The sequence below is a fragment of the Variovorax sp. PBL-E5 genome, from assembly GCF_901827185.1.
In the GTDB taxonomy this organism is placed as follows: domain Bacteria; phylum Pseudomonadota; class Gammaproteobacteria; order Burkholderiales; family Burkholderiaceae_C; genus Variovorax.
Genome location: NZ_LR594671.1, coordinates 4,038,647 through 4,065,489 on the forward strand (window position 1 = coordinate 4,038,647; position 26,843 = coordinate 4,065,489).

At 67.3% G+C, this 26,843-nt stretch carries 23 protein-coding genes; 12 read left to right on the top strand and 11 right to left on the bottom strand.

Annotated features, from left to right (window positions below):
- Window positions 1–8: 8 nt before the first annotated feature.
- Window positions 9–845 (top strand): tryptophan 2,3-dioxygenase, encoded by an 837-nt coding sequence (gene kynA, locus WDLP6_RS19695; protein WP_162593712.1) that lies wholly within the window; start codon window positions 9–11, stop codon window positions 843–845.
- Window positions 846–888: 43 nt separating this feature from the next.
- Window positions 889–2,133, top strand: coding sequence for an SMI1/KNR4 family protein (locus WDLP6_RS19700; RefSeq protein WP_162593713.1), 1,245 nt, complete (start codon window positions 889–891; stop codon window positions 2,131–2,133).
- Between the two features lie 6 nt (window positions 2,134–2,139).
- Here the strand turns inward: WDLP6_RS19700 and WDLP6_RS19705 are convergent, their stop codons facing one another.
- The 4 genes from WDLP6_RS19705 to WDLP6_RS19720 are packed head-to-tail and all read right to left on the bottom strand — an operon-like array spanning window position 2,140 to window position 5,778.
- Window positions 2,140–3,318, bottom strand: a complete 1,179-nt coding sequence (locus WDLP6_RS19705; protein ID WP_162593714.1) for an FAD-dependent monooxygenase — start codon at window positions 3,316–3,318, stop codon at window positions 2,140–2,142.
- A gap of 7 nt (window positions 3,319–3,325) precedes the next feature.
- Complete coding sequence (locus WDLP6_RS19710; protein WP_162593715.1) at window positions 3,326–3,604, bottom strand: DUF6587 family protein; 279 nt, start codon at window positions 3,602–3,604, stop codon at window positions 3,326–3,328.
- 1 nt (window position 3,605) lies between these two features.
- Window positions 3,606–5,504, bottom strand: a complete 1,899-nt coding sequence (gene feoB / locus WDLP6_RS19715; RefSeq protein WP_162593716.1) for a ferrous iron transporter B — start codon at window positions 5,502–5,504, stop codon at window positions 3,606–3,608.
- Window positions 5,497–5,778 (bottom strand): FeoA family protein, encoded by a 282-nt coding sequence (locus WDLP6_RS19720; protein WP_162595168.1) that lies wholly within the window; start codon window positions 5,776–5,778, stop codon window positions 5,497–5,499. The genes feoB and WDLP6_RS19720 overlap by 8 nt, the downstream gene beginning before the upstream one ends.
- Window positions 5,779–6,001: 223 nt before the next feature.
- Between WDLP6_RS19720 and WDLP6_RS19725 the strand changes: the two genes are divergently transcribed.
- Window positions 6,002–7,354 (top strand): C13 family peptidase, encoded by a 1,353-nt coding sequence (locus tag WDLP6_RS19725; protein ID WP_232077140.1) that lies wholly within the window; start codon window positions 6,002–6,004, stop codon window positions 7,352–7,354.
- A gap of 25 nt (window positions 7,355–7,379) precedes the next feature.
- Here WDLP6_RS19725 and acnA read toward each other — a convergent pair whose 3' ends face one another.
- The gene (gene acnA, locus WDLP6_RS19730; protein ID WP_162593718.1) at window positions 7,380–10,247 is read right to left on the bottom strand and encodes an aconitate hydratase AcnA; all 2,868 of its coding nucleotides are present in this window, start codon (window positions 10,245–10,247) and stop codon (window positions 7,380–7,382) included.
- A gap of 179 nt (window positions 10,248–10,426) precedes the next feature.
- On the opposite strand from acnA, the gene WDLP6_RS19735 reads away from it, so the two are divergent.
- Window positions 10,427–11,254, top strand: coding sequence for a helix-turn-helix domain-containing protein (locus tag WDLP6_RS19735; protein ID WP_162593719.1), 828 nt, complete (start codon window positions 10,427–10,429; stop codon window positions 11,252–11,254).
- Here the strand turns inward: WDLP6_RS19735 and WDLP6_RS19740 are convergent.
- From WDLP6_RS19740 to WDLP6_RS19765, 6 genes are all read right to left on the bottom strand, one after another.
- On the bottom strand, window positions 11,160–13,406 hold the full coding sequence (locus tag WDLP6_RS19740; RefSeq protein WP_162593720.1) for an acyl-CoA dehydrogenase: 2,247 nt from the start codon (window positions 13,404–13,406) through the stop codon (window positions 11,160–11,162). The two genes, WDLP6_RS19735 and WDLP6_RS19740, sit on opposite strands and share 95 nt — an antisense overlap.
- 161 nt (window positions 13,407–13,567) lie before the next feature.
- On the bottom strand, window positions 13,568–16,153 hold the full coding sequence (locus WDLP6_RS19745; protein ID WP_162593721.1) for a bifunctional aconitate hydratase 2/2-methylisocitrate dehydratase: 2,586 nt from the start codon (window positions 16,151–16,153) through the stop codon (window positions 13,568–13,570).
- A 70-nt stretch (window positions 16,154–16,223) separates the two neighbouring features.
- Window positions 16,224–16,826 (bottom strand): hypothetical protein, encoded by a 603-nt coding sequence (locus WDLP6_RS19750; RefSeq protein WP_162593722.1) that lies wholly within the window; start codon window positions 16,824–16,826, stop codon window positions 16,224–16,226.
- A gap of 27 nt (window positions 16,827–16,853) precedes the next feature.
- Window positions 16,854–17,852, bottom strand: a complete 999-nt coding sequence (locus tag WDLP6_RS19755) for an HpcH/HpaI aldolase/citrate lyase family protein (RefSeq protein ID WP_162568834.1) — start codon at window positions 17,850–17,852, stop codon at window positions 16,854–16,856.
- A complete protein-coding gene (gene tam, locus WDLP6_RS19760) occupies window positions 17,849–18,625 on the bottom strand; it encodes a trans-aconitate 2-methyltransferase (RefSeq protein WP_162593723.1) in 777 nt (258 codons plus the stop codon). Before tam ends, WDLP6_RS19755 begins: the two co-directional genes overlap by 4 nt.
- Window positions 18,626–18,636: 11 nt before the next feature.
- Entirely contained in the window at window positions 18,637–19,623 is a 987-nt protein-coding gene (locus WDLP6_RS19765) for a malate dehydrogenase (RefSeq protein ID WP_162593724.1), read from the bottom strand.
- A 191-nt stretch (window positions 19,624–19,814) separates the two neighbouring features.
- On the opposite strand from WDLP6_RS19765, the gene WDLP6_RS19770 reads away from it, so the two are divergent.
- The 8 genes from WDLP6_RS19770 (at window position 19,815) to WDLP6_RS19805 (ending at window position 26,837) form a co-directional block, all read left to right on the top strand.
- Window positions 19,815–20,555 (top strand): GntR family transcriptional regulator, encoded by a 741-nt coding sequence (locus WDLP6_RS19770; protein WP_232077142.1) that lies wholly within the window; start codon window positions 19,815–19,817, stop codon window positions 20,553–20,555.
- A 134-nt stretch (window positions 20,556–20,689) separates the two neighbouring features.
- The gene (gene sdhC, locus WDLP6_RS19775; RefSeq protein WP_162568838.1) at window positions 20,690–21,136 is read left to right on the top strand and encodes a succinate dehydrogenase, cytochrome b556 subunit; all 447 of its coding nucleotides are present in this window, start codon (window positions 20,690–20,692) and stop codon (window positions 21,134–21,136) included.
- A gap of 13 nt (window positions 21,137–21,149) precedes the next feature.
- Window positions 21,150–21,515 (top strand): succinate dehydrogenase, hydrophobic membrane anchor protein, encoded by a 366-nt coding sequence (gene sdhD / locus WDLP6_RS19780; RefSeq protein WP_162593726.1) that lies wholly within the window; start codon window positions 21,150–21,152, stop codon window positions 21,513–21,515.
- A gap of 5 nt (window positions 21,516–21,520) precedes the next feature.
- On the top strand, window positions 21,521–23,329 hold the full coding sequence (gene sdhA, locus WDLP6_RS19785; RefSeq protein ID WP_162593727.1) for a succinate dehydrogenase flavoprotein subunit: 1,809 nt from the start codon (window positions 21,521–21,523) through the stop codon (window positions 23,327–23,329).
- 29 nt (window positions 23,330–23,358) lie between these two features.
- Entirely contained in the window at window positions 23,359–24,060 is a 702-nt protein-coding gene (locus WDLP6_RS19790; RefSeq protein WP_162568841.1) for a succinate dehydrogenase iron-sulfur subunit, read from the top strand.
- A gap of 4 nt (window positions 24,061–24,064) precedes the next feature.
- Window positions 24,065–24,400: an FAD assembly factor SdhE gene (locus WDLP6_RS19795; protein WP_162568842.1), complete on the top strand. Its 336-nt coding sequence runs from the start codon at window positions 24,065–24,067 to the stop codon at window positions 24,398–24,400.
- 22 nt (window positions 24,401–24,422) lie between these two features.
- A complete protein-coding gene (gene gltA, locus WDLP6_RS19800; RefSeq protein WP_162568843.1) occupies window positions 24,423–25,733 on the top strand; it encodes a citrate synthase in 1,311 nt (436 codons plus the stop codon).
- Window positions 25,734–25,892: 159 nt separating this feature from the next.
- Entirely contained in the window at window positions 25,893–26,837 is a 945-nt protein-coding gene (locus tag WDLP6_RS19805) for a LysR substrate-binding domain-containing protein (RefSeq protein ID WP_162595169.1), read from the top strand.
- The last annotated feature ends 6 nt before the right edge of the window (window positions 26,838–26,843 follow it).

Consider the following 26,843-nt stretch of genomic DNA (forward strand, 5'->3'; position numbering starts at 1 on the left):
AGCGCCCCATGAGCACCGAAAAGATCGTCCACGACGAAAAGGCGCAGCTCGATTTCAGCGCCTCGATGAGCTACAGCGACTACCTGAGCCTCGACGCCATCCTCAACGCCCAGCATCCGAAGTCGCCCGCGCACGACGAGATGCTCTTCATCGTCCAGCACCAGACCAGCGAACTCTGGATGAAGCTGATGCTGCATGAGCTGCGCGCCGCGATCCGCTGCGTGGCGACCGACGACCTGTCGAGCGCCTTCAAGATGCTGGCGCGCGTCTCGCGCATCATGGAGCAGCTGGTGCATGCCTGGGACGTGCTGGCCACCATGACACCGCCCGAGTACAGCGCGATGCGGCCCTACCTCGGCAGCTCCAGCGGCTTCCAGAGCTGGCAGTACCGCTGCATCGAATTCGCGCTCGGCAACAAGAACGCCGCCATGCTCAAGCCGCATGCGCATCGCCCCGACCTGCTGGCCGAGGTCGAGCAGGCCTGGCGCGCACCCTCGCTCTACGACGAGGCATTGCGCCTGCTCGCGCGCCGCGGGCTCGATGTGCCGGCCGACCATGTCGAGCGCGACTGGACGCAGCCCTACGAACTCAGCGATGGCGTCGAACAGGCCTGGCTGGTGATCTATCGCGATCCGAAGAACCACTGGGACCTCTATCAGCTCGGCGAGGAGCTAACGGACCTCGAAGACGCTTTCCGCCTCTGGCGCTTCCGCCACGTGACCACCGTGGAGCGGGTGATCGGCTTCAAGCGCGGGACCGGCGGGACCGGCGGCGTGAGCTATCTTCGCAAGATGCTCGACGTGGTGCTGTTTCCCGAGATCTGGAAGTTGCGAACGGATCTCTAGAACCCCCATTGCGCGCACGCATGACCAACCTGGAGACGACGCGATGACCACCGATTTCTTCAACGAAGCCGAACTGGGCCTCTTGCGCGAGCACGGCATCGTGCTCTTCGCCAAGCGCGTGATCTTCGATGCCCGGCCGCCGATGCCGGCCGACCAGATCGCCGCGGTGCAGGCCGTCTGCGCCGGCCCGCTGCCGCCCGAGCTCCTTGCGCTGTGGCGGCAGACCGCCGGCGGGCGCATCGACTACGACCTTCACCTGCGCATGAATGGCTGCGAGGAAGCGGTGAGCTGGACCGAACTGTTCTGGAACGGCAGCGACACCGCGCAGACGCTGCGCGGATGGATCGCGCACGAGCTCGAAGGCGCCGCGCAAGCCCCGCGCGAGGGCGCCTGGGACGGCAAGCTCGTCAGCCTTCCCATCGGCGGTTTCGAAGACAGCGACCGCATCTACGCCGTCGTCGAGCCGGGCGCGGACCATGGCCACATCCTCGCGTGGAAACAGGGGCTGCCCCAGCCATGGGCGCATGCGATGCACGAAGACGGCATGACCACGCTCGCGGCCGACCTGTGTGCGGCGTTCGAGGTGCTGCATCTCGACGAGGATCCGCTCGAAGCGATCGGCGACTATTTCACCGGACAGGCACTGCTCGAGTACCTCGACGAGCGGCACGAGGCGCATGCACTGTCCCTCGAACTCATGGACCGGCTGATCGCGTTCTACCGCCGCGCGATGGTCGACTGGCGCACGCCGCTGGCCGATGGCACGCTGGGCCGAGACGGGCCGCTCTCGCGCATCGCACTGCGCCACGCGATCGCCACCGATGACGCGGCGCTGATCGATCGGCTGGCCGCAGCCGACGTCGCGCTCGACGGTCCGCTGCTCGGCAGCGCGATCGCGACCGACTTGGCGGTGAGCCACGGCGCCCACGCGGCCGCTGCGGCGCTGGTGCACGCCGGCGCGCCCGTCGCGCCGGATGCGCTCGATGCGATCGACAGCGCGCTGTCGCCCGACCTGGCGGCGCTGTTGCTGGCGCATGGCGCCCAGCCCAGCGCGACGGCCATCGCCGAGTGCGTGGCCTGCGGCGCACCCGCGGCTGCACGCCTGATCGCCGAGGCCTACGCACAAGCCCACGACGATCTGCCGGCCGCCTATGCCGCGGTCAGGGACGACCTGCTCGCCGAACTCGAAAGCGCCTTGGCCGACGTGCGCACCGGCGAGGTCAGCCACTACCTCGGCGCTGACGAACTCGCGCACCGCATCGACCACCTTCAGACCTTCAGTCTCTGAGTCCGGTCAGCCGCCGTAGAGCCACGGCACGTCGAGCAGCCGGGCGCCGAGCAGGCGCAGCGCCGCGTCGCGACCCGCACGCAGAAGGCCCGTGGCATGGAAGATGTCGCCGTTGCGCCGTGCACGTGCCTGCACCTGCGCGTTGCGCTGCCAGCGCGCGTCGGCATAGCGCGCGAGCGCGGCCGGCACCGTTTCCGACGGGCCGCCGCCCAGCGCATCCGCCAGCGCGACCGCATCCTCGATCGCCATGCCGGCGCCTTGCGCCAGGTAAGGCAGCATCGGATGCGCCGCATCGCCCGCCAAGGCCACGCGCTCGCCGGCCATCTGCTGCGGACCCCTGAGCGGCGGCCGATCGCTGAGTGTCCAGGCACGCCATGACGGCATCGCTTCGAGCAAGCCCTGCAGCGCAGTGCCGGTATGGCCGGTCGCCGCCTGCAGGGCGGCGAGGCTGGTGGACTGGTCCCAGTCGCGCGCATCGCCGGCGGGCGCCGCCTCGGCCAGCACCACCACATTGAGCGCCTCGCCGCGGCGCACCGGATAGGCCACCGCATGCAGGCGCGGTCCGAGCCAGACGCTGACCTGCGTGCTGCGCAGCGTCCTGGGCAGCGCCGACTGCCGGACCAGCGCGCGCCAGGCCGTGTGACCGGTCGTGCGCGGCGGCGCAGCGTCCGTGACGCAGGATCGCACCGCGCTCCAGAGACCGTCGGCGCCGATCAGCACATCGCTTTCCCAGGCCCGCGCATCGGCGCTGGACGCGCAGACCGCACCGCCGCGCGCCACCACCTCGGCCACGCGGACGCCGGTGTTGAGCGTCACGGCCCCGCTCGCACGCACGGCTGCCAGCATCAAGGCATGCAGGTCCGCACGGTGCGCGCAGAGGTAGGGCGCGCCGTAGCTGTGGAGCATCGCGTTGCCGAGCGGCAGGCGGGCGATCTCGCCGCCGTCGAGGGCGCTGCGCACGACCAGTGCGTCGGGCCGGGCCGCGATGCGCATCAGGGCCGGCCCGACGCCCAGCGCCTGCAAACGGCGCGTGACGTTGGGTCCGAGCTGGATGCCGGCACCGGCCTCGCCGAAGACCAGGGCCTGTTCGAGCAGCTCGATGCGATGGCCGCGGCGCCCCAGCGCCAGCGCGCTCGCCAGGCCCGCGATGCCTCCGCCTGCGATCAGGACATGCGCTGCCGCCATGCCGCGTTCAGCGAAGGCGCGTTGCGGGCGTTCCGGATTCCGGCTCGGAGGAGGGAGCGCTTTTCGGCGTGCAGGCACCGCAGCTGTCGCACGCACCGCAGCCCGAGGATTTGGCGAGCGAGGCCGCCAGCGCTTCGGCGCGCTGCGCGTCCACCAGCCCTGCGCGCTGCGAACCCGCGGCAAGCCCGGCGGCCGCAGCGCGGCGCCAGGGCGCCGGCATCCAGCGCCAGACGGCGTAGAGCGCGGCGAGCGCGACGATCAGCGCAACGACGATCTCTTGGGTCATTTCATCCTCCAGTGAATGCGAGCGCCACCCGGTAGGTGATCAGGCATGCAATATAGGCCAGCGCGAACAGATAGCCCGCCATGATCCACACATAGCGCCACGAACCGGTCTCGCGCTTGACGGCGGCCAACGTCGAGACGCATTGCGGCGCGAACACGTACCAGACCAGCAGCGACAGCGCGGTCGCCAGCGACCAGCTGCCCGCGATCAGCGGCCCGAGCTGGCCGGCCACGTCCTCGCCGGTGGCCGAGAGCGCATACACCGTGCCGAGCGCGCCCACCGCCACTTCGCGCGCCGCCATGCCGGGCACCAGCGCGATCGAGATCTGCCAGTTGAAGCCGATCGGCGCAAAGATGTATTCGAGCCCGCGGCCGATCATGCCGGCCAGGCTGTACTGGATCGCCGGCCCGGTCGCGCCTTCGGGCGGCGAGGGAAAGGTCGACAGGAACCACAGCAGGATCGTCAGCGTGAGGATGATCGTGCCCACGCGCTGCAGGAAGATCCATGCGCGCTCGTAAAGGCCGAGCGCGAGGTTGCGCACGCTGGGCCAGCGATAGGCCGGCAACTCCATCATCAGCGGCGAATGCTGCTGGTTGTCGCGAAAGCGCTTCATCGCCCAGGCCACGGCCATCGCAGAAACGATGCCGAACAGATACAGCGCGAACAGCACCAGCCCCTGGAGATTGAACACACCGCCGACGCTGCGTTCAGGGATGAAGGCCGCGATCAGTAGCGCATAGACCGGCAGCCGCGCCGAGCAGGTCATGAGCGGCGCGATCATGATGGTGGTCAGCCGGTCGCGCCAGTTGCTGATGGTGCGCGTGGCCATCACGCCGGGAATCGCGCAGGCAAAGCTCGACAGCAGCGGAATGAAGGAGCGGCCCGACAGGCCCACCGTGCCCATCACGCGGTCGAGCAGGAAGGCCGCGCGCGGCAGGTAGCCCGAATCTTCCAGCGCGAGGATGAAGAGGAACAGGATCAGGATCTGCGGCAGAAACACGATCACGCTGCCGGCCCCCGCGATGACGCCATCGACCAGCAGGCTTTGCAGCATGCCCGGCGGCATCACATCCCTGATGAAGGCGCCCAGCGCGTCGGTGCCGGCCTTGATCGCGTCCATCGGCACGTTGGCCCAGCTGAACACGGCCTGGAACATCAGGAACAGCGTGACGCCGAGCACCCCCATGCCCCACACGGGATGCATCACCACGCGGTCGATGCGGTCGCTGGTGACCAGGCTGCCGACCGGCTCGCGCACCGCCAGGCCGAGGATGCGACGCACCTCGCGCTGGGTAGCGAGCACGTCATCCAGCCCCGGCGCCTGCCAGGACCGCGGCGCTGCGGCGACCACGGGCGTGTCGAGCGCTTCCAGCAGCCCTTGCGCCCCGCCCGTGTGGACGCCGACGGTCTCGATCACCGGCACGCCGAGCTCGCGCGACAGCGCAGCGACATCGACCGCGATGCCCTGCTTCTTCGCCATGTCGGTCATGTTGAGCGCCATCACCATCGGCAGGCCGAGGCGCTTGGCTTCCAGCACCAGCCGCAGGTTGAGGCGCAGGTTGGTGGCGTCGGTCACGCACACCAGCAGATCGGGCAGCGCTTCCTTGCTCTTGCCGGTGACCACGTCGCGCGTGACGGCCTCGTCGGCCGAGAGCGCATTGAGGCTGTAGGCACCCGGCAGATCGAGCACGAAGACGCGCCGGCCGGCGGCCGTGCGCAGATGCCCTTCCTTGCGCTCGACCGTGACCCCGGCGTAGTTGGCCACCTTCTGGCGGCTGCCGGTCAGCAGATTGAAGAGCGCGGTCTTGCCGCAGTTGGGATTGCCGAGCAGCGCGATGCGATCCGGCGGCGCGGCCGATACCGCAGCACCCGGCTGGAAACGCAGCGTGGCCTCAACCATGGTTCACCGCCCCCGGCGTGACGCGAATGAGCGCAGCCTCGTGCCGACGCAAGGCGAAGGTCGTGTGACCCAGGCGCACGGCCAGCGGCTCGCGGCCCGGCACGCCGCTGGCGACGATGCACACGGCCTCGCCCGGCACGAAGCCGATCTCGGTCAGGCGCAACACCAGCTCCTGCTCGTCCGGCTCGCGAGGGCGCACCACATCGAGCACCGTCGCCCACTGGCGATTGGGAAGCTGGTCAAGGGAGATGGTGGCCGAAGCCACGCCGGTCATTGTGGTCACCCGCGGGTCCAAATCGTCAAAATGAGAATTATTCTCGAAAACACGAGCGTTTGGCCAACTGCAGCGAAAGTAACCTTTTGCGCTGCGGCATCATCCCGGCATGACGGACGATCGCACCGAGTTCCCTCCGACGCCACTTCCATCCGCTTCATCTCGCGAGCCGCAACCGCCGACAAGCATCTTTCGTTGGATCGCCGAGGGATTGCGCGCCGCCGTGCTGCTCGCACCCCGCGTCACGGCGGCGCCAACGCCGTGGCAACTGCTCGTGCTCGTGCTGCTTCCCAACCTGCTTGCCATCGGCGTCCAGCGCTTCGAGGTCGACGGCCCGGCTCGCTTCAACGCCGCCGCCGAACTCAACGTGCTGTGGGCCAGCGCGCTGATGGTGTGGGTGGGCTGGGGCGCGCTCTATCGGCGCCCTTTATCGGCCGGCGCCGATGCAGACGGCGCCCCTCTCGGCCGATGGTTCGTCCTGGCGACCTGGGCTGGAGCGCCTTGCTATCTGCTGATGACGGGAATGTCACTCGCCTACATGCGCGGCTGGCTGCCGAAGCCGCTCACCACGGTATCGGGTTTCTGGGCCGTCTACGGCGTCTTGCTCGGATGGTGGTTCGTCGCGGCGGTGCGTCTGGCGGCGCGCTACATGCCGACTCGACAGCGCCTCTTCCTGTTTGTCCCGGGCATCCTGGCGATCCTGGCGATCGGCATCTGGCAGGGCATGCAGGAGGATCAGGAACGCATCTGGCTGCGCGACACCAGCGCATCGACCGAGCCCCGGCGTCCGAGGCTGCAGCTCACGCAGGAAGTGTTCGAAGAGCAGCAGGCGATCTGGCAGCGCAGCGTCGCGGCCATCACGCCGCGGCGGCCCGGCGAGCCGAACGTCTACGGCCTCGTGTTCGCGCCCTACGCGACCGACGATGTCTTCCTGCGTGAAGGCACCATGGTCGCGCACCTGCTCGAAGACCGCTTCGACGCGCAAGGCCATGTGCTGAAGCTCATCAACCATCCCACCACCACGCACGAACTGCCCTGGGCCACGCCGCTCAACCTGCAACGCGCGGTGAAGGCGATCGCAGCGCGCATGGACCCCGACAAGGATCTCCTCGTGGTCTACCTCACCTCGCACGGCGGCAGCGACTTTCAGCTCGCCGCGGCGCACTGGCCGCTCACCGTGGTACCGCTCACGCCCGAGGCCCTCAAGCAAGCGCTCGATTCGGCGGGCATCCGGCACCGGGTGATTGCCATCTCGGCCTGCTTTTCGGGCGGCTGGATCGAGCCGCTCGCCAACGAGGACAGTCTCGTCATGACCGCCGCCGATGCCGAGCACACCTCCTACGGCTGCGGCCGGCTGTCCGAACTCACCTTCTTCGGGCGCGCGGTCTTCGACGAGCAATTGCGCAAGAGTCGCTCCTTCGAGCAGGCTTTCGCGGCGGCCGTCCCCGTGATCCGCCAGCGTGAAATCGATGCCGGCAAGGAAGATGGCTTCTCGAATCCCCAGATCCGTGTCGGCGCGCACATCCGGCCGATGCTGGACCGGCTGGCGCAACGGCTCGGCCAGACTCAGAACTGACGCCGGACGGCCGGCAGGATTCTGATCAGCCCGCCAGCAACTGCCGCAGCACGAACGGCAGGATCCCGCCGTGCTGGTAGTAGTCGACCTCGATCGGCGTGTCGATGCGCAGGCGCACCGTGACCTCCTGGTGTGTGCCGTCGGCGCGCCGGATCACCAGCTTGACGTCCATCTGCGGCTTGAGTTCGCCGCCGATCACCACGTCGACTTCCTCGTCGCCGGTGAGGTTCAGCGCCTGCCAGGAATCGGCGCCGCGGAACTGCAGCGGCAGCACGCCCATGCCGACCAGGTTGGCGCGGTGGATGCGCTCGAAGCTGCGCGCGATGACGGCCTTGATGCCGAGCAGCTGCGTGCCCTTGGCAGCCCAGTCGCGCGATGAACCGGTGCCGTATTCCTCGCCGCCGAACACCACGGTCGGCACGCCCTTGGCCATGTACTTCATGGCGGCGTCGTAGATGAACATCTTCTCGTTGCCGGGCTGCAAGCGCGTGTAGCCGCCCTCTTCCTGCGTGCCATTGGCATCGGGCGGCAGCATCAGGTTCTTGATGCGCACGTTGGCGAAGGTGCCGCGCACCATCACGTCATGGTTGCCGCGGCGCGAGCCGTAGCTGTTGAAGTCGGCCTTCGACACGCCGTTCGCCTTGAGCCAGATACCGGCCGGTGAATCTTCCTTGATAGAGCCGGCCGGCGAAATGTGGTCGGTGGTGATCGAGTCGCCGAACAGCGCCATGACCCGCGCGCCGGTGAATCCCGCATCGGCGGCATGCGGCTGCATCTTGAAGCCCTCGAAGAACGGCGGCTCGGCGATGTAGGTGGACTTCGGCCAGTCGTACACCTGGCCCGACGTGCCCTTGATGCTGCTCCACAGCTTGCCCGGGTTGTCCTTGATCTGCTCGTAGTTCTTGCGGAAGGCCTTGGCGTTCGTCGCATAGCGCAGGTTCTCGTCGATCTCCTGCATGCTGGGCCAGATGTCGCCCAGGTAGACGTCCTTGCCGTGCTTGCCTTTGCCGACCGGCTCGGTCATCAGGTCGACCATCACGCTGCCCGCGATCGCATACGCCACCACCAGCGGCGGCGAGGCCAGGAAGTTGGCCTTGATGTTCGGATGGATGCGCGCCTCGAAGTTGCGGTTGCCCGACAGCACGGCGGCACCGATGAGGTTGTTCTGGGTGATGACTTCGTTGATCTCGGGCGTGAGATCGCCCGAATTGCCGATGCAGGTCGTGCAGCCGTAGCCCGCGAGGTAGAAGCCGAGCCTCTCGAGGTAGGGCAGCAGGCCGGCCTTCTCGAGGTATTCGGTCACCATGCGCGAGCCCGGCGCGAGCGAAGTCTTGACATGCGGCTTGACGCGGAGACCCGCCTGCACCGCCTTCTTGGCGAGCAGGCCGGCGGCCAGCATCACGCTCGGGTTCGAGGTGTTGGTGCACGAGGTGATGGCCGCGATCAGCACGTCACCGTTGCCGATCGTCACCTCGCCCTTGGGCGGCGGCGGCGCCGTGGCGCCCACGTGGGCAGCCGCCTTGGTGGACCGGTTGGCGAACATCTCGACCTCGGCGAGGGGCGCGCCCGGCTTCGGCATCGGGGGTTCCTGCTCCGCCGCTTCGCCCTGGTGCGACAGCGGATGGCGCAGCCTGAGCTTCTCGGCCGGCTGGTTGAAGCCGTTGGCCTCGTTCGGCTTGCTGTAGAGCTCGGAGAATTTGGTCGCGAGATGGCCGAGGTCGATGCGGTCCTGCGGCCGCTTCGGGCCGGCCAGGCTGGGTGACACGGTGCCGAGGTCGAGCCGGACCACCTTGGTGTAGTGGAGCTCGCCGGGCGCGGGCATGCCGAACAGGCCCTGCGCCTTGTAGTAGGCCTCGAAGCGCTCGATCTCCTTGGCGGTGCGGCCGGTGCCCTCGAAGTAGGCCACCGTCATCTCGTCGACCGGGAAGAATCCCATCGTGGCACCGTACTCCGGCGCCATGTTGCCGATGGTCGCGCGGTCGGGCACCGTGATCGTCGCGGCGCCGGGACCGAAGAACTCGACGAACTTGCCCACCACCTTCTCGCCGCGCAGGATTGCCGTGACGTACAGCACCAGATCGGTCGCCGTCACGCCTTCGCGCAGCTGGCCGCTGAGCTCGAAACCCACCACGTCGGGCGTGAGCATGTAGACCGGCTGCCCGAGCATCGCGGCCTCGGCCTCGATGCCGCCCACGCCCCAGCCCACCACGCCGATGCCGTTGACCATCGTGGTGTGGCTGTCGGTGCCCACCAGCGAGTCGGGGTAGTAGACGGGCGGGTCGCCCTGGTCGTTCGGGTTCTTGTAGACGCCGCGCGCGAAGTACTCCAGATTGACCTGGTGCACGATGCCGAAGCCCGGCGGCACGACGCGAAAGGTGTCGAAGGCCTGCATGCCCCACTTCATGAACTGGTAGCGCTCGTTGTTGCGCTGGAACTCAAGCTTCATGTTGAGATCGAGCGCCTTGGGCGTGCCGTAGTAGTCCACCATCACCGAGTGGTCGACCACCAGGTCGACGGGGACCAGCGGCTCGATGGTCTTGGGCGACTTGCCGAGCTTGTCGGCCACGCTGCGCATGGCGGCCAAGTCCGCGAGCAGCGGCACGCCGGTGAAATCCTGCAGCACCACGCGCGTCACGACGAAGGGAATCTCCTCGGTGCGTTCGGCGTTCGGCGCCCAGTTGGCGAGCTGCTCGACGTGCTCGGCCGTGACCTTCTGGCCGTCGCAGTTGCGCAGCACCGATTCGAGCACGATGCGGATCGAGACCGGCAGCTTGTCGACGTTGGGATAGCGCTTGGCGAGTTCCTTGAGCGACCAGTATTTGCCGGACTTCCCCGATGCAGTCTTGAAGGTCTTGAGCGTAGAAGCGAAGGCGTGTGCCGGTTCTTTGGCCATGAAGCAACTCCTGTGAATCGTGGAAGCACCTCGAAGATAGCAGGGTTCGATGACAGCGGCCCGGTGGCGCGTTGCAGCCCTTCCGGCGGTGTCGGCCTCCTCATCCGGTCCGCTCGGCCCGAGGTCGATGACGCGAGAGGTCATGGCCGCTGCGCATGCCCTTCACTACGATCGCAGTCATGACTTCGCACACCCTGCAACCCACGGCCGCCGATTCCTTCGGCACCCATCTGCGCCACTGGCGCCAGCACCGCCGCCTGAGCCAGCTCGACCTCGCGAACGAAGCGCAGGTGTCGACGCGCCATCTGAGCTATGTCGAGACCGGCCGCGCCGAGCCCAGCCGCGAGATGGTGCTGCGGCTCGCGGAGCGGCTCGAGGTACCGCTGCGCGAGCGCAACGCGCTGCTGGTGGCGGCCGGCTATGCACCGATGTACCGGCAGCGCTCGCTCGACGACCCGGCCCTCGCGTCGGCCCGCCGCGCGGTCGACCTCGTGCTCAAGGGCCACGAGCCCTTCCCGGCGCTGGCGGTCGATCGCCACTGGAACCTGGTGGCGCACAACGCGCTGGTGCCGCTGCTGATGGCGGGAGCCGCCGCCGAGCTGGTCACGCCGCCGATCAACGTGCTGCGGCTCAGCCTGCATCCCGATGGCCTCGCGCCGAGGACCGCGAACCTCACGCAATGGCGCGCGCACCTGCTCGAACGTCTGCAGCAGCAGATTGCCGCCACCGGCGACGCCGTCCTGGTCGCGCTGCACGACGAGCTGGCCGCCTATCCGGCGCCCAGCGTGAGCCACGACACGCCGGCCGCCGGCGGCGAACTCGCGGGCGTGGTGGTGCCCTTCCAGCTGGTGACGCCGAACGGCGTGCTGAGCTTCATCAGCACCACCACGATCTTCGGCACGCCGGTGGACGTCACGCTGCAGGAACTGGCCGTGGAGTCGTTCTTTCCGGCGGATGCGCAGACGGCGGCTGCATTGACGGCGCTGGCATCCCAGCCGCGCGACTGAGCCCGGCGACCAGCCCTACCTGCGCGAAATCGTCCACCTGGATCACCTTGTCGGCCGCCTGCAGATAGGCCAGCGCCAATGCCGGGTCGGCCGCGGAGCGCGCCGCTTCATCCAGCGAATTCGTGCGCCGCAGCACCTTGTTGAGCGCGGCGGTCTCGTTGCCCAGGCGAGCGCCGAGTTCGAGCGCGTGCATCAGATCGCGCAAGCCGCCGGCCGCAGGCTCGCTCAGGTCGGGACACAGCCGCGCGACGATGTCCGGCTGCGTGCGCAGCAGTTCGGCCAGCGCCAGCAGTTGCACGTCGCGCAGCGGCGCGAGGTGCGCGATGCGCCGCAGCACCAGCGCGCCGATCACGCGCCGGCCGCCGGTCGGCAGGTTGGCGTAGAGCTCGCGCAGGATCCGGCCGGCCGCGTCGATCTGCAGCCGGATCGCGGCCTGCGCGAACGGCAGCAGCGCGGGCACCGCATCGACCTGATAGCGCCACACGCATGCGCTCGCGAGGTACAGGTGCGCGAGCACGTCGCCCAGCCGCGCCGACAGCAGTTCCATGCGCTTGAGCTTGCCGCCCAGCAGGCCCATCGCGAGATCGGCGGTCAGCGCGTACTTGGCGCTCATGCGCGCGATGAGCCGCGCTTCGCGCGCGAGCACCTCGGGCGCCTCGCCCACCAGTGGCGCGCCGAACAGGCTGTGCCACAGATTGCGCATCACATGGCCGCCATGCGCGATCAACGCGCGGCCCAGCGCCGCCTCGTCATGCGCCTGCACTGCAGCCATCTCGTCGAGCACGTGCGGATGGCAGCGCACCGCCCCCTGGCCGAACACGATCAGCGCGCGCGTAAGGATGTTCGCGCCCTCCACCGTGATCGCGATCGGCGCCTGCCGGTAGGCGATGCCGAGCAGGTTGGACGGCCCGGCGATGATGCCCTTGCCGCCGAGGATGTCCATGCCGTGGTTGACCGCGCGCCGTCCGGCCTCGGTCAGCTGCACCTTGAGGATCGCGCTCGCCACGCTGGGCCGCTCGCCGGCATCGAGCGCCGCGGCGGTGAAGCGGCGCGCCGCGTCGCTCGCATAGAGCTCGGCCGACATCTGCGCCAGCAGACCCGCGATCGCATGGAACTTGCCGATCGGCAGACCGAACTGCTCGCGGATCTGCGCGTAGCCGTTGCTGACATAGAGCGCGGTCTGCTGCATCGCCGAGCCGAGCGCCGGCAGCGAGATGGCACGGCCGGCGGCCAGGCATTCCATCAGCATGCGCCAGCCCTGGCCCACCTGCGCCTCGCCGCCGATCACCCAATCCATCGGCACGAACACCTGGCGGCCATGGATCGGTCCGTTCATGAAGGCGCTGTCCATCGGGCGATGCCGGCGTCCGATCCCCATGCCCTCGTGCGGCACGGGGATCAGCGCACAGGTGATGCCGAGTTCGCGCTCGCCTTCGGGCCGGCTGTCGTCATACGCATGGAAGGCCAGCCCGACCACCGTGGCGACCGGCGCGAGCGTGATGTAGCGCTTGTCGAAGTCGACCAGGAAGCCGCGCGTGCGCCGCCCCTCGAATTCGCGCTCGACCACCACGCCGCGGTCGGGGATCGATGCCGCATCGGAACCCGCATAGGGCGAGGTCAGCCCGAAGCACGGCAGCTCGCGCCCGTCGGCCAGGCGCGGCAGGTAGTGCTGCTTCTGCGCGTCGGTGCCGTAGCGCAGCAGGAGCTCGGCCGGCCCCAGCGAATTGGGCACCATCACCGTGACGGCGGTGGCCACGTTGACGGTCGCGATGCGGGCCACCACCGTCGCATGCGCGAAGTGGCCGAAGCCGAGGCCGCCGAAGGATTCGGGAATGATCATCCCGAAGAAGCGGTTCTCGCGCAGATAGCGCCAGACCTCGGGCGGCAGATCGTGCGCCTGATCGATCGCATGGTCGTCGAGCATGCCGCACAGCGTGCGCACCTCGCGGTCGAGAAAGGCCTGCTCGCGGGCGCTCAGACGGTTCGGACCGACGGTGCCGAGCGCGCTGAAGTCCGGCCGTCCCGCGAACAGCTGGCCCTCGAAGCCGACCGTACCCGCCTCCAGCGCGGCACGTTCAGTGTCGCCGAGCGGCGGCAGCGCGCGGGAGAAAGGCTGCATGGCCCATCGGCCGATCATGGATGCGAAGCTCATGCGAAATGCCTCCGTGACCACGGTCCAGCGCCGCGGATCCAGGCCGATTGTCGGCCTTGGCACCCGCATGGCGGCCGGCCGAAGACCTCCATGCCTGTCGGAGACGGCCCAACGAAAAAGCCCCGCAGGTGCGGGGCTTCTCCATCCGGCGGCCGAAGCGATCAGGCGGCGACGCCGTCGGCCACGTCCTTGTACTCGTCGATCTTGTCGAAGTTGAGGTACTGGTAGATCTGCGCGCTGGAAGCATCAAGCACGCCGACGCTCGCCATGTACTCTTCCCTGGTCGGAATCCGCCCGAGTCGCGAGCAGATCGCGGCCAGCTCGGCACTGCCGAGGTACACGTTGGCGCCCTTGCCCAGGCGGTTGGGGAAATTGCGCGTGCTGGTCGACATCACCGTCGCGCCCTCGCGCACCTGCGCCTGGTTGCCCATGCACAGCGAGCAGCCCGGCATCTCGGTGCGCGCACCGGCATTGCCGAACACGCCGTAGTGGCCTTCCTCGGTGAGCTGCGCCGCATCCATCTTGGTCGGCGGTGCGATCCACAGCTTGACCGGGATGTCGCGCCTGCCTTCGAGCAGCTTGGACGCTGCGCGGAAGTGGCCGATGTTGGTCATGCACGAGCCGATGAAGACTTCGTCGATGGTGGCACCGGCGACCTCGCTCAGCGTCTTCACGTCGTCGGGGTCGTTCGGGCACGCCACGATGGGCTCGTGGATGTCGGCCAGGTCGATCTCGATCACGGCGGCGTAGTCGGCGTCGGCATCGGCCTTGAGCAGCTGCGGATCCTTGAGCCAGGCTTCCTGGGCCGCGATGCGGCGCGCCAGCGTGCGCGCGTCGGCATAACCCTCGGCGATCATCCACTTCATCAGCGTGATGTTGCTGTGGATGTACTCGACGATCGGTTCCTTGTTGAGGTGCACCGTGCAGCCCGCGGCCGAGCGTTCGGCCGAGGCGTCGCTGAGCTCGAAGGCCTGTTCGACCTTGAGGTCCGGCAGCCCCTCGATCTCGAGGATGCGGCCCGAGAAGACATTCTTCTTGCCCTTCTTCTCGACCGTCAGCAGGCCGGACTTGATCGCATAGAGCGGGATCGCGTTCACCAGGTCGCGCAGCGTGACGCCGGGCTGCATCTTGCCCTTGAAGCGCACCAGCACGGATTCGGGCATGTCGAGCGGCATCACGCCGGTCGCGGCAGCGAAGGCGACGAGGCCGGAGCCCGCGGGGAAGCTGATGCCGATCGGGAAGCGCGTGTGGCTGTCGCCGCCGGTGCCGACGGTGTCGGGCGTGAGCAGGCGGTTGAGCCAGCTGTGGATCACGCCGTCGCCCGGGCGCAGCGAGACGCCGCCGCGGTTGGCCATGAAGTCCGGCAGCTCGTGGTGCATCTTGACGTCGACCTTCTTCGGATAGGCCGCCGTGTGGCAGAAGGATTGCATCACCAGGTCGGCGCTGAAGCCGAGGCAGGCAAGGTCCTTGAGTTCGTCGCGCGTCATCGGGCCGGTGGTGTCCTGGCTGCCGACCGAGGTCATGCGCGGTTCGCAGTACGTGCCGGGGCGCACGCCCTGGCCTTCGGGCAGGCCGCAGGCGCGGCCGACCATCTTCTGCGCCAGCGAGTAACCCTTGCGGGTGTCGACCGGGCTCACCGGCAGACGGAACAGCGTCGAGGCCGGCAGGCCCAGCGCCTCGCGCGCCTTGGCCGTGAGGCCGCGGCCGATGATCAGCGGAATGCGGCCGCCGGCGCGCACTTCGTCGAACAGCACCTCGCTCTTGACCTTGAACTCGGCGATGACCTTGCCGTCCTTCAGCGCCTTGCCCTCATAGGGACGCAGCTCGACCACGTCGCCCATGTTCATCTGGCTCGCGTCGAGTTCGATCGGCAGCGCGCCCGCGTCTTCCATCGTGTTGTAGAAGATCGGCGCGATCTTGGTGCCGAGGCACACGCCGCCGAAGCGCTTGTTGGGGATGAAGGGAATGTCCTCGCCGGTGAACCAGAGGACCGAATTGGTGGCGCTCTTGCGCGACGAGCCGGTGCCGACGACATCGCCGACGTAGGCGACGAGATGGCCCTTTTCCTTCAGCGACTCGATGAACTTGATCGGGCCGCGCTTGCCGTCCTCTTCGGGCGTGATGCCGGGGCGCGCGTTCTTGAGCATGGCCAGCGCATGCATCGGGATGTCGGGACGCGTGGTGGCGTCGGGCGCGGGCGAGAGATCGTCGGTGTTGGTTTCGCCGCTGACCTTGAAGACGGTGATGGTGAGGCTCTGCGGCACTTCGGGCCGGCTGGTGAACCATTCGGCATCGGCCCAGCTCTGCAGCACGGCCTTGGCATGGACGTTGCCCTTGTCGGCCTTTTCCTTGACGTCGTGGAACTGGTCGAACATCAGCAGGGTCTTCTTCAGGCCTTCGGCCGCGACGGCACCGACTTCGGCGTCGTCCAGGAGGTCGATCATCGGGCCGATGTTGTAGCCGCCCAGCATGGTGCCCAGCAGTTCGGTCGCGCGGGCACGGCTGAGCAGCAGGTTCTTCTCAGTGCCGTGCGCGACCGCCGCCAGGTAGCTCGCCTTGACCTTGGCCGCATCGTCGACGCCGGCCGGCACGCGGTACGTGAGCAACTCGAGCAGGAACTCGCCGTCCTTGCCCGTCGCACTCTTCATGAGCTCGATGACCTCGGCGGTCTGCTTGGCCGTCAGCGGCAGGGGCGGAATGCCAAGCGCGGCGCGCTCGGCGACATGGTCAACGTAGGCTTGCAACATCTTCTTTTCTCCGGAACAAAGGGCGGGCGGCTGCGGCGTGGAGGACGCAGCCGCGCCTTGACGACTTTTCTTACTTCTTGCCTGCGGGCGGCGCGTCGGCGCCATCGAACAGGCTCTTGGGCGGGTTCTTCTTCATCTCTTCCTCGACTTCGATCTGCTTGGCGGCCTGGCAGTCATCGGCGAGGCGGATGCCCTGCTTCTGGCTCATCAGCATCGACTTGTTGCCGAGCTGCAGCCACATGGCGCCGGCCCGCGGATCCTCGAGGCGGATCGCGCCGGTGCGGCTTTCGACCGGGTGCATGCGGAAGCGCTGGCCGCCGAGCGTGAGGTTGAAGAAGCCGGGCTTCTTGTCATCCGCCTCGACATTCACGCTGGCACCGAGCTCGCACTTGACCGAACCGGTGAGCACGCGCTGCGCCACGGCCAGATCCTCGGGCGACAGCGTGACGTTGGTGTCGTCGCTGATGGGCTGGGCTTCTTCGACTTTCTTGAGGACGCGCTTGGGCACGACCTTTTGCGCCACGGCCTTGGCCTTGGTCTTGGCGCGCTGCTTGAGCGGCGGCTTTGCCGACGAGGCGGCAGCGGCGGGCGCGGCGGCGTGGCCCGTGGTCTGGGCCATTGCCGCCATCGGCAGCGCGAGGGCTGCGGCAGCGATCAGCACGATGGTCTTCATGGGTTCTGTTCTTTCGGGGGTTGGTTTTCAGGAGGAAGCCGGCGCAAACCAGTCCCGTGTTTCGGAAGGCAGCGCGCGGCCCGTGGCATGGGCCCGCTCGAGCACCTGCCAGAAATGACGGTAGCTCGCGCGGTCATGCAATGTGCCATCGATACTGACCGGCGCCCACGCCGCACGGGCGGCCGAGGCAATGATTTTTGTAGCGATTTGAATCTGCCGGTCATCGGGCGCGAAGGCCTCGAGGATCGGACGGATCTGATTCGGATGGATGCTCCACATGCGCATGTAGCCGAATTCGCCGGCTGCTTTCTTCGCGGCGGCGCGCATGGCGCCGACGTCGTTGAACTCGGTCACGACGCAGTGCGAAGGCACCTTGCCGTGCGCGTGCGCGGCCGAGGCGATGTCGAGCTTGGCGCGCACCACCAGCGGATGGGTGAACTGCCCGGCGGCACCCATGCCCTCGGCGGGTATCGCACCGCCGTGGGAGGACACGAAATCCATCAGCCCGAAGCTGAGCGACTGCACGCGCGGATGGGCGGCAATTGCGAAGGCGTGGTGCACGGCCAGCGGGGATTCGATCAGCACGTGCAGCGGCAATGCCTCGGCGCCGGCGGCATCGAGTGCCTCCACGGCCACGCGCACGTCGTCGATCGATTCGACCTTGGGCACCATCAGGTGGCTCAGGCGATGGCCGGCGCCACCGGCGATGGTGACCACGTCGCCCGCAAAGGCCGGATGGTCGACCGGATGCACGCGTGCACCCACGCGCATGCCGGGCGCCGCGGAGCGCGCGAGCTCGCCGATCAGCGCCGCATGTTCGGCCTCGAAGCCGATCGGCGCGCCATCCTCGCAATCGAGCGTGACGTCGAACACGCAGGCGCCGAACTCGGCGGCCATCTCGGCCTGCAGCGCCAGGCTCTTGCGCATGCGCGCCTCGACACCGCTGTAGTGGTCGCACACGGGCAGCACGACCGCGCCGGCCTGCGCGCCGAGCAGCGCATCGCGCGGGTGAACGGCAACACTCATGATTTGCGCTGCGCCACGATGAACATGCGCGGAAAGGCCAGCAGCAGGCGGCCGTCGGTGCGCGGCGGATAGGCCTCGGCAACGCGGCGTTCGTATTCGGCGAGGTAGCTGGCCTGCAGATCCGGCGGCAGCCGGTCGACGAAGGGCCTGAGGCCGGTGCCACGCACCCATTCGACGATGGCGGCCGCGGACGCCATCGGATGCTGGTAGGCGGTGCGCCAGACATCGACCTTCGCGGCATCGCTCGCGAGCAGGTCGTAGTAGTCCTCGATCGACAGCAAGAGGGTGCGCAGCTTGTCGGCATCGCCGATCGCCTGCGCCCACGGCGCCTCGGCCGCGAGCTCGCGCATCAGGCGATGCGTCGGCTCCTGGCGGTTGTCGGGCATCTGGATCGCGAGCACACCGCCCGGCGCCAGCGCGGCGAAGAGGCGCGGGATCAGCGTCTCGTGGCCGGGCACCCATTGCAGCGCGGCGTTGGCGTAGATCAGATCGGGCGGCGACTCGGGCCGCCAGGTCGCGATGTCGCTGAGTTCGAAGCGCGCCTGCGGCAGGCGCTCGCGCGCGCTCGCCAGCATGGCCTCGGAATTGTCGGTGCCGACGACCGTGGCACCGTTGAAGCGCTGCACCAGCAGCTCGGTGGAGTTGCCCGGCCCGCAGCCGAGGTCGACCACCTGCGCTGCCCGTGCCAGCGGGACGCGCGCCAGCAATTCCTGCGCCGGCCGCGTGCGCTCGTCTTCGTAGCGGCGGTAGAGCGCGGGGTTCCAGTCGAGCATCTGGGAGCGGCTCAGAGCAGGTGGGCGACGCCGGCCTGTTCGTCCTGCAGCTCTTTCAGCGTCTTGTTGATGCGCTCCTGGCTGAAGGCGTCGATCTCGAGGCCTTCGACCAGCTTGTATTCGCCGTTCTCGGTGGTGACCGGGAAGCCGAAGATCACGTCCTTGGGGATGCCGTACTGGCCATCCGACGGAATGCCCATCGTGACCCACTTGCCGTTGGTGCCGAGCGCCCAGTCGTGCATGTGGTCGATGGCAGCGTTGGCGGCCGACGCCGCGGACGAGAGACCGCGCGCATCGATGATCGCAGCGCCGCGCTTGCCCACGGTGGGCAGGAACACGTCGGCGTTCCAGACCTGGTCGTTGATCAGGTCCTTGACCTGCTTGCCGCCGACGGTGGCGAAGCGGTAGTCGGCGTACATGGTCGGCGAGTGGTTGCCCCAGACGGTGAGCTTCTCGATGTCGCCCACGGCGGTGCCGGTCTTGGCGGCGATCTGGCTGGCGGCGCGGTTGTGGTCGAGACGCAGCATGGCGGTGAAGTTCTTGCGCGGCAGGCTGGGCGCGCTCTTCATCGCGATGTACGCGTTGGTGTTGGCCGGGTTGCCGACCACCAGCACCTTGACGTTGCGGCTGGCCACCTTGTCGAGAGCCTTGCCCTGCGCGGTGAAGATCTGGGCGTTGGCGGCCAGCAGGTCGGCACGCTCCATGCCGGGGCCGCGCGGACGGGCGCCGACCAGCAACGCGTAGTCGGCATCCTTGAAGGCGACCATCGGGTCGCCGGTGGGGATCACGCCGGCCAGCAGCGGGAAGGCGCAGTCCTCGAGCTCCATGATCACGCCCTTGAGCGCCTTCTGGGCCTTCTCGTCCGGGATCTCGAGCAGTTGCAGGATGACCGGCTGGTCCTTGCCGAGCATTTCGCCCGAAGCGATGCGGAACAACAGGGCATAACCGATTTGGCCGGCGGCACCAGTGACGGCAACGCGAACGGGCTTCTTGCTCATGGGATAACTCCAGGAAATGATGAAAACGGTGCGCAACCGCGAGAGCGCGGCCGCTGCGTCGAACCGGGCAGCGACGCCCGGGCGAACCCTGGCCTGTGGCCGTCTGCGATTTTATGCCGATTTGCGGTTTCGATGGCGCTTGTCTTATGTCTTATATAAGATTCAGCCGATATGACCACCTCCCGCTCCTGATGGCCGAACTCGCAACGCCGTCGTTCAGCCCGCTCTACCTGCAGATCAAGGCACTGATCCTGCAGAGCCTGCACGCCGGCGAGTGGAAGCCGGGCGAGCCGATCCCGAGCGAAATCGATCTGGCCGCGCGCTTCCACGTCAGCCAGGGCACCGTGCGCAAGGCGATCGACGAGCTGGCGGCCGAGAACCTCGTGGTGCGCCGCCAGGGCCGGGGCACTTTTGTCGCGACGCATACCGAACAGCATGTCCAATACCGCTTCCTGAAGCTGGTACCCGACAGCGGCGATGTCGACAGCGAGGGACCGGCCGATCGCGAGATCGTCGATTGCCGCCGCCAGCGCGCCAGCGCCGACATCGCGCGCGCGCTGGCGCTTCGCACCGGCGACGCCGTGCTGCAGGTGCGGCGCGTGCTCGCCTACCGTGGCACGCCGACCATCCTGGAGGATCTCTGGCTGCCCGGCGTGGCCTTCAAGGGGTTGACTGCGGAGCGGCTGAACGCCTGGCACGGCCCGATGTATGCGCTGTTCGAAACCGAGTTCGGCGTGCGCATGGTGCGCGCCGAGGAAAAGATCCGCGCCGTGCTGCCCGACGCGGCGCAGGCCGCGCTGCTTCGCATCGAGACAACGACGCCGCTGCTGAGCGTGGAGCGCGTGGCGCATACCTATCACGACACGCCGATGGAGCTGCGGCGCGGCCTCTATCGCACCGACACGCACCACTACAAAAACGACCTCGGCTAAGCCGAGCATCCGACAGTGGCGGTGTGGTGACTGGGCAGGCTCGCGCAGCCGGATGGTGCATTGCAATACAATTTTTCGTTGTTTGCATTTCTGCCAAAGAACAAGCCGCCCCTCGAAAAAACCGAAAGCCCCCAATGACAGAGCTGGCCACACCTCCCCGACCACCACGGCGCGAGTTTCGCAACATCAACGCCTTCACCGATCTGACGACCTACCGGCTGCCGCCGGCCGGCATCGTGTCGATCCTTCACCGTGTGAGCGGCGTGCTGATGTTCCTGCTGCTGCCTTTCATCATCTGGATGTTCGACGCGTCCGTGTCTTCCGAGATCTCGTTTGCCCGCTTCAAGGCCGCCTTCAACAGCGGCCTTGGTTTCGTTCCGGGCTGGTTCCTGAAGCTGGTGGCGCTGGCATTGATCTGGGCGTACCTTCATCACTTCATCGCCGGGCTGCGCCATCTGTGGATGGACGTGAGCCATGCCGCGGTGAACAAGGAATTCGGCAAGAGCTCGGCGCTCGCGACGCTGGCGCTGAGCATCCTGCTGACGATCGTCCTCGGCGCCAAGCTGTTCGGCATCTACTGAGAAGGAGCACGCAATGTCTGTGAATTACGGCTCCAAGCGCATCGTCGTCGGCGCACATTACGGTTTGCGCGACTGGCTCAGCCAGCGCATCACGGCCAGCCTGATGGCGCTTTTCACCATCGTGCTGCTGGCCCAGGTGCTGTTCACGCGCGGGCCGATCGGCTACGACCTCTGGGCCGGCATCTTCGCCGCGCAATGGATGAAGGTGCTGACCTTCGTGGTGATCGCCTCGCTGCTCTATCACGTCTGGGTCGGCATGCGCGACGTCTGGATGGACTACGTCCAGCCGGTCGGCATCCGCCTGGTTGCCCAAGTTTTCACGATCGTCTGGCTTGTGGCATGCGCGGGTTGGGCCATTCAAGTGCTCTGGAGAGTGTGACCCCCATGACCTATACCAAAGAACAAATCACCAAGCGCAAGTTCGACGTCGTCATCATCGGCGCCGGCGGCTCGGGCATGCGTGCCTCGCTGCAGCTGGCGCGCGCCGGCCTCAACGTGGCCGTGCTCTCGAAAGTGTTTCCCACCCGCTCGCACACCGTGGCAGCGCAAGGCGGCGTCGGTGCCTCGCTCGGCAACATGAGCGAGGACAACTGGCACTATCACTTCTACGACACGATCAAGGGCTCCGACTGGCTCGGCGACCAGGACGCGATCGAATACATGTGCCGCGAAGCGCCGAAGGTGGTGTACGAGCTCGAGCATTTCGGCATGCCCTTCGACCGCAATCCGGACGGCACGATCTACCAGCGGCCGTTCGGCGGCCATACGGCCAACTATGGCGAGAAGCCCGTGCAGCGCGCCTGCGCGGCGGCCGACCGCACCGGCCATGCGATGCTGCATACGCTCTACCAGAAGAACGTCGAGGCCCGCACGCAGTTCTTCGTCGAATGGATGGCACTCGACCTGATCCGCGACGCCGACGGCGACGTGGTCGGCGTGACCGCACTCGAAATGGAAACCGGCGACCTGCACATCCTGCAGGCCAAGACGGTGTTGCTGGCGACCGGTGGCGCAGGCCGAATCTTCGGCGCGTCGACCAATGCCTTCATCAATACCGGCGATGGCCTCGGCATGGCGGCCCGCTCGGGCATCCCGCTGCAGGACATGGAGTTCTGGCAGTTCCACCCGACCGGCGTCGCCGGCGCCGGCGTGCTGCTGACCGAAGGCTGCCGCGGCGAAGGCGCGATCCTGATCAACAGCAACGGCGAGCGCTTCATGGAGCGCTACGCACCGACCCTGAAGGACCTGGCGCCGCGCGACTTCGTCTCGCGCTCGATGGACCAGGAAATCAAGGAAGGCCGCGGCTGCGGGCCGAACAAGGACTACGTGCTGCTCAAGATGGACCATCTGGGCGCCGAGACGATCCACAAGCGGCTGCCCTCGGTCTACGAGATCGGCATCAACTTCGCCAACGTCGACATCACCAAGGAACCGATCCCGGTCGTGCCGACCATCCACTACCAGATGGGCGGCATCCCGACCAACATCCACGGCCAGGTGGTGATCCAGAAGGGTGACGACAACAGCGCCGTGGTCAACGGCCTGTACGCGGTCGGCGAATGCTCCTGCGTGAGCGTGCACGGCGCGAACCGCCTGGGCACCAACTCGCTGCTCGACCTGCTGGTGTTCGGCCGCGCGGCCGGCAACCACATCGTCGAATTCAACGACAAGCTGAAGGAACACAAGGCGCTGCCGGCCGGCGCCGCCGACCGCACGCTCGAACGCCTGAACCAGCTCGAGGCCTCGACCTCCGGCGAGTACGCGCAGGACGTGGCCGCCGAGATCCGTGCCGTCATGCAGCAGCACGCCGCAGTGTTCCGCAAGCAGGATTCGATGGATGAAGGTGTGCGCAAGATCGCGGCCGTGCGCGAGCGCGTCGCTGGCGTCACGCTGAAGGACAAGTCGCGCGTCTTCAACACCGCGCGCATCGAGGCGCTGGAAGTCGACAACCTGATCGAGGTGGCGCAGGCCACCATGGTCTCGGCCGCCGCCCGCAAGGAATGCCGCGGCGCCCACACGGTCGAGGACTACGAGCGCCCGGCCGACGATCCGGTCGCGCCGCTGGGCCGCGACGACGCCAACTGGATGAAGCACACGCTCTGGTATCGCGAAGGCAACCGCCTCTCGTACAAGCCGGTCCGCATGAAGCCGCTGACGGTCGATTCGGTCCCGCCCAAGGTCCGCACCTTCTAACCCACGAGACACGCAACAAGGCCCTCACGATGAAGCGCACATTCCAAATCTACCGCTACGATCCGGACAAGGACGCCAAGCCCTACATGCAGACCATCGAGATCGAACTCGACGGCCATGAGCGCATGCTGCTGGACGCCCTGATGAAGCTCAAGGCGCAGGATCCGTCGCTGTCGTTCCGCCGCTCCTGCCGCGAAGGCGTCTGCGGCTCGGACGCGATGAACATCAACGGCAAGAACGGCCTCGCCTGCCTGACCAACATGAACACGCTCAAGGGCACGGTGGTGCTCAAGCCGCTGCCCGGGCTGCCCGTGATCCGCGACCTGATCGTGGACATGACGCAGTTCTTCAAGCAGTACGACTCGATCAAGCCCTACCTGCAGAACGACACGGTGCCGCCCGAGAAGGAGCGCCTGCAGTCGCCCGAGGAGCGCGAAGAGCTCAACGGCCTCTACGAATGCATCCTGTGCGCGAGCTGCTCGACGAGCTGCCCGAGCTTCTGGTGGAATCCCGACAAGTTCGTCGGCCCCGCGGGCCTGCTGCAGGCCTACCGCTTCATCGCCGACAGCCGCGACGAAGCCACTGCCGAGCGCCTGGACAATCTCGAGGACCCGTACCGCCTGTTCCGCTGCCACACGATCATGAACTGCGTCGACGTGTGCCCGAAGAACCTGAACCCGACCAAGGCGATCGGGAAGATCAAGGAGCTGATGGTGCGTCGCGCCATCTAGGACCATGGATTCCACGAACGACACCGGCAGCAATTCCCGGCCTCCCGACGCGGCGGCCGGGGAGCTGATCGGCGTGCGTGCGTTGAGCAAGCTGAAGTGGCGTTGCCGCCGCGGCCTGCTGGAGAACGACCTGTTCATTGCCCGCTTTTTCGAACGGCACGAGGCAAGCCTGACCTGCGGGCAGGCGCAGGCACTGGAGACATTGATGGATCTGTCGGACAACGATCTGCTGGACCTTCTGCTGCGCAGGAAGGAGCCCGTGCCCGGATGGGCCGGTGCCGAAGTGGCGGAACTGTTGCAGCTGATGCGTACCGACGGCGCGCAATCCCTATCTTCCTGAACAATTCTTTGAAAGACCCGAAATGAAAGCTTCCGAGACCAAGGCCAATCTGTCGTTCAGCAACGGCGGTCAGAGCATCGAGCTGCCGATCTACAAGGGCACGATGGGCCCCGACGTGATCGACATCCGAAAGCTCTACGCTCAGACCGGCATGTTCACCTACGACCCGGGTTTCATGTCGACCGCGTCTTGCGAATCGGCCATCACCTACATCGATGGCGACAAGGGTGAGCTGCTCTATCGCGGCTACCCCATCGAGCAATTGGCCACCAGTTGCGACTTCATGGAGACCTGCCACCTGCTGCTGTACGGCGAGCTGCCCGACACGGCCAAGAAGGCCGACTTCACCAAGCTCGTCACGAACCACACGATGGTCAACGAGCAGATGCAGTTCTTCCTGCGGGGTTTCCGCCGCGACGCGCATCCGATGGCCATCATGACCGGCCTGGTCGGCGCGCTGTCGGCCTTCTATCACGACAGCACCGACATCAACAATCCGAAGCACCGCGAGATCGCGGCCATCCGCCTGATCGCGAAGATGCCGACGCTGGTCGCCATGGCCTACAAGTACACCGTGGGCCAGCCCTACATGTACCCGAAGAACGACCTGAGCTACGCGGGCAACTTCCTGCACATGATGTTCGCCACGCCCTGCGAGACGTACACCGTGAGCCCGGTGCTCGAGCGCGCGCTCGACCGGATCTTCATCCTGCATGCCGACCACGAGCAGAACGCGTCGACCTCGACCGTGCGCCTGTGCGGTTCGTCGGGCACCAATCCCTTCGCCGCGATCGCTGCGGGCGTGGCCTGCCTCTGGGGCCCGGCCCACGGCGGCGCCAACGAGGCGGCGCTCAACATGCTCTACGACATCCAGAAGGCCGGCGGCGTCGAGAAGATCGGCGAGTTCATCAAGCAGGTCAAGGACAAGAATTCGAACGTCAAGCTGATGGGCTTCGGGCACCGGGTCTACAAGAACTACGACCCGCGCGCCAAGCTGATGCAGGAGACCTGCAAGGAAGTGCTGGGCGAACTCGGCCTGGAGAACGATCCGCTGTTCAAGCTTGCGATGGCGCTCGAGAAGATCGCGCTGGAAGACGAGTACTTCGTGTCGCGCAAGCTCTACCCGAACGTCGACTTCTATTCCGGCATCGTGCAGCGCGCGATCGGCATCCCGGTGCCGCTGTTCACCGCGGTCTTCGCGCTCGCGCGCACGGTCGGCTGGATCGCGCAGCTCAACGAGATGATCGGCGATCCCGACTACAAGATCGGACGTCCGCGCCAGCTCTTCGAAGGCTCGCCCAAGCGCGAGGTCAAGCCTATCGCCGCGCGCTGAAAGTCGCGTCGCGCATCAAAAAAGCGGACTGCGGTCCGCTTTTTTTCGCCTGGCTCATCGCGCACCGGCATCAAGGTCATCGCGGATCGCGATGTCATTGCGGGAAAAACCAATAGAAAATACACACCTCCATCTCCATACGAGATGTCAACGCCGCCCATGATTTCCTCCGAGCGCAGTTTCGCCCGCCGCATCGACCTCACGTCGCTGCAGCTGTTCGTGGCCGTGTGCGAACTCGGCAGCATCGGGCGCGCGGCGGAACGCGAGTTCATTGCCGCGTCGGCGATCAGCAAGCGGCTGTCCGACCTGGAAGCCACCCTGGGCACGCCCCTTCTGTACCGGCATGCGCGCGGCGTCGATCTGACGCCGGCCGGCGAGAGCCTGCTGCATCACGCGCGCTCGGTGCTCTACAGCCTCGAGAAGATGCAGGGCGAACTCAGCGAATACGCCGACGGCGTGCGCGGCCATGTGCGCGTGCACGCGAACATCTCCGCCATCGTGCAGTTCCTGCCGGAAGACCTCGGTGCCTTCACGCGCGCGCACGACGGCATCAAGATCGACCTCGAGGAACACCTGAGCAGCGAGGTGGTGCGCGCCGTGCACGAAGGCGCGGCCGACCTCGGCATCTGCCACCTGCCGGAAGGCACGAGCGAGTTGCAGAGCCTGCTCTACCGTCGCGACGCGCTGGTGCTGGTCGTGCCCGCGGACCATCCGCTGGCGGCATGCCGCTCGATCGATTTCGTCGATTCGCTGGACGCCGACCACGTCGGCCTGCATACCAACAGCTCGATCTACGTGGCGATGCACCAGGCCGCCCTGGCCGCCGACCGCACCATCAAGCTGCGCATCCACGTGACCGGGCTCGACGCCATGTGCCGCATGATCGACAACGGCCTGGGCCTGGGCGTGATGCCGCTGCGCGCCTTCGAGCTCATGCAGGGCGGCATCGGCCGCGGCCTGGCGAGCGTCGCGCTCGACGACCCCTGGGCTGCACGCGAAATCCGGCTGGTCGCGCGCGACTTCTCGACGCTGCCGGTCGCCGCGCGCATGCTCGTCAAGCACCTCCATGCATCCGCGCCGGCGAGCGAGCAGCTCGCCGCTTGAAGACAA

Excerpts from the sequence above, each read along its gene's own strand:
- kynA (WP_162593712.1), top strand. The coding sequence starts at position 9 with ATGAGCACCGAAAAGATCGTCCACGACGAAAAGGCGCAGCTCGATTTC.
- WDLP6_RS19700 (WP_162593713.1), top strand. The coding sequence starts at position 889 with ATGACCACCGATTTCTTCAACGAAGCCGAACTGGGCCTCTTGCGCGAG.
- WDLP6_RS19705 (WP_162593714.1), bottom strand. The coding sequence starts at position 3,318 with ATGGCGGCAGCGCATGTCCTGATCGCAGGCGGAGGCATCGCGGGCCTG.
- WDLP6_RS19710 (WP_162593715.1), bottom strand. The coding sequence starts at position 3,604 with ATGACCCAAGAGATCGTCGTTGCGCTGATCGTCGCGCTCGCCGCGCTC.
- feoB (WP_162593716.1), bottom strand. The coding sequence starts at position 5,504 with ATGGTTGAGGCCACGCTGCGTTTCCAGCCGGGTGCTGCGGTATCGGCC.
- WDLP6_RS19720 (WP_162595168.1), bottom strand. The coding sequence starts at position 5,778 with ATGACCGGCGTGGCTTCGGCCACCATCTCCCTTGACCAGCTTCCCAAT.
- acnA (WP_162593718.1), bottom strand. The coding sequence starts at position 10,247 with ATGGCCAAAGAACCGGCACACGCCTTCGCTTCTACGCTCAAGACCTTC.
- WDLP6_RS19735 (WP_162593719.1), top strand. The coding sequence starts at position 10,427 with ATGACTTCGCACACCCTGCAACCCACGGCCGCCGATTCCTTCGGCACC.
- WDLP6_RS19740 (WP_162593720.1), bottom strand. The coding sequence starts at position 13,406 with ATGAGCTTCGCATCCATGATCGGCCGATGGGCCATGCAGCCTTTCTCC.
- WDLP6_RS19745 (WP_162593721.1), bottom strand. The coding sequence starts at position 16,153 with ATGTTGCAAGCCTACGTTGACCATGTCGCCGAGCGCGCCGCGCTTGGC.
- WDLP6_RS19750 (WP_162593722.1), bottom strand. The coding sequence starts at position 16,826 with ATGAAGACCATCGTGCTGATCGCTGCCGCAGCCCTCGCGCTGCCGATG.
- WDLP6_RS19755 (WP_162568834.1), bottom strand. The coding sequence starts at position 17,852 with ATGAGTGTTGCCGTTCACCCGCGCGATGCGCTGCTCGGCGCGCAGGCC.
- tam (WP_162593723.1), bottom strand. The coding sequence starts at position 18,625 with ATGCTCGACTGGAACCCCGCGCTCTACCGCCGCTACGAAGACGAGCGC.
- WDLP6_RS19765 (WP_162593724.1), bottom strand. The coding sequence starts at position 19,623 with ATGAGCAAGAAGCCCGTTCGCGTTGCCGTCACTGGTGCCGCCGGCCAA.
- WDLP6_RS19770 (WP_232077142.1), top strand. The coding sequence starts at position 19,815 with ATGGCCGAACTCGCAACGCCGTCGTTCAGCCCGCTCTACCTGCAGATC.
- sdhC (WP_162568838.1), top strand. The coding sequence starts at position 20,690 with ATGACAGAGCTGGCCACACCTCCCCGACCACCACGGCGCGAGTTTCGC.
- sdhD (WP_162593726.1), top strand. The coding sequence starts at position 21,150 with ATGTCTGTGAATTACGGCTCCAAGCGCATCGTCGTCGGCGCACATTAC.
- sdhA (WP_162593727.1), top strand. The coding sequence starts at position 21,521 with ATGACCTATACCAAAGAACAAATCACCAAGCGCAAGTTCGACGTCGTC.
- WDLP6_RS19790 (WP_162568841.1), top strand. The coding sequence starts at position 23,359 with ATGAAGCGCACATTCCAAATCTACCGCTACGATCCGGACAAGGACGCC.
- WDLP6_RS19795 (WP_162568842.1), top strand. The coding sequence starts at position 24,065 with ATGGATTCCACGAACGACACCGGCAGCAATTCCCGGCCTCCCGACGCG.
- gltA (WP_162568843.1), top strand. The coding sequence starts at position 24,423 with ATGAAAGCTTCCGAGACCAAGGCCAATCTGTCGTTCAGCAACGGCGGT.
- WDLP6_RS19805 (WP_162595169.1), top strand. The coding sequence starts at position 25,893 with ATGATTTCCTCCGAGCGCAGTTTCGCCCGCCGCATCGACCTCACGTCG.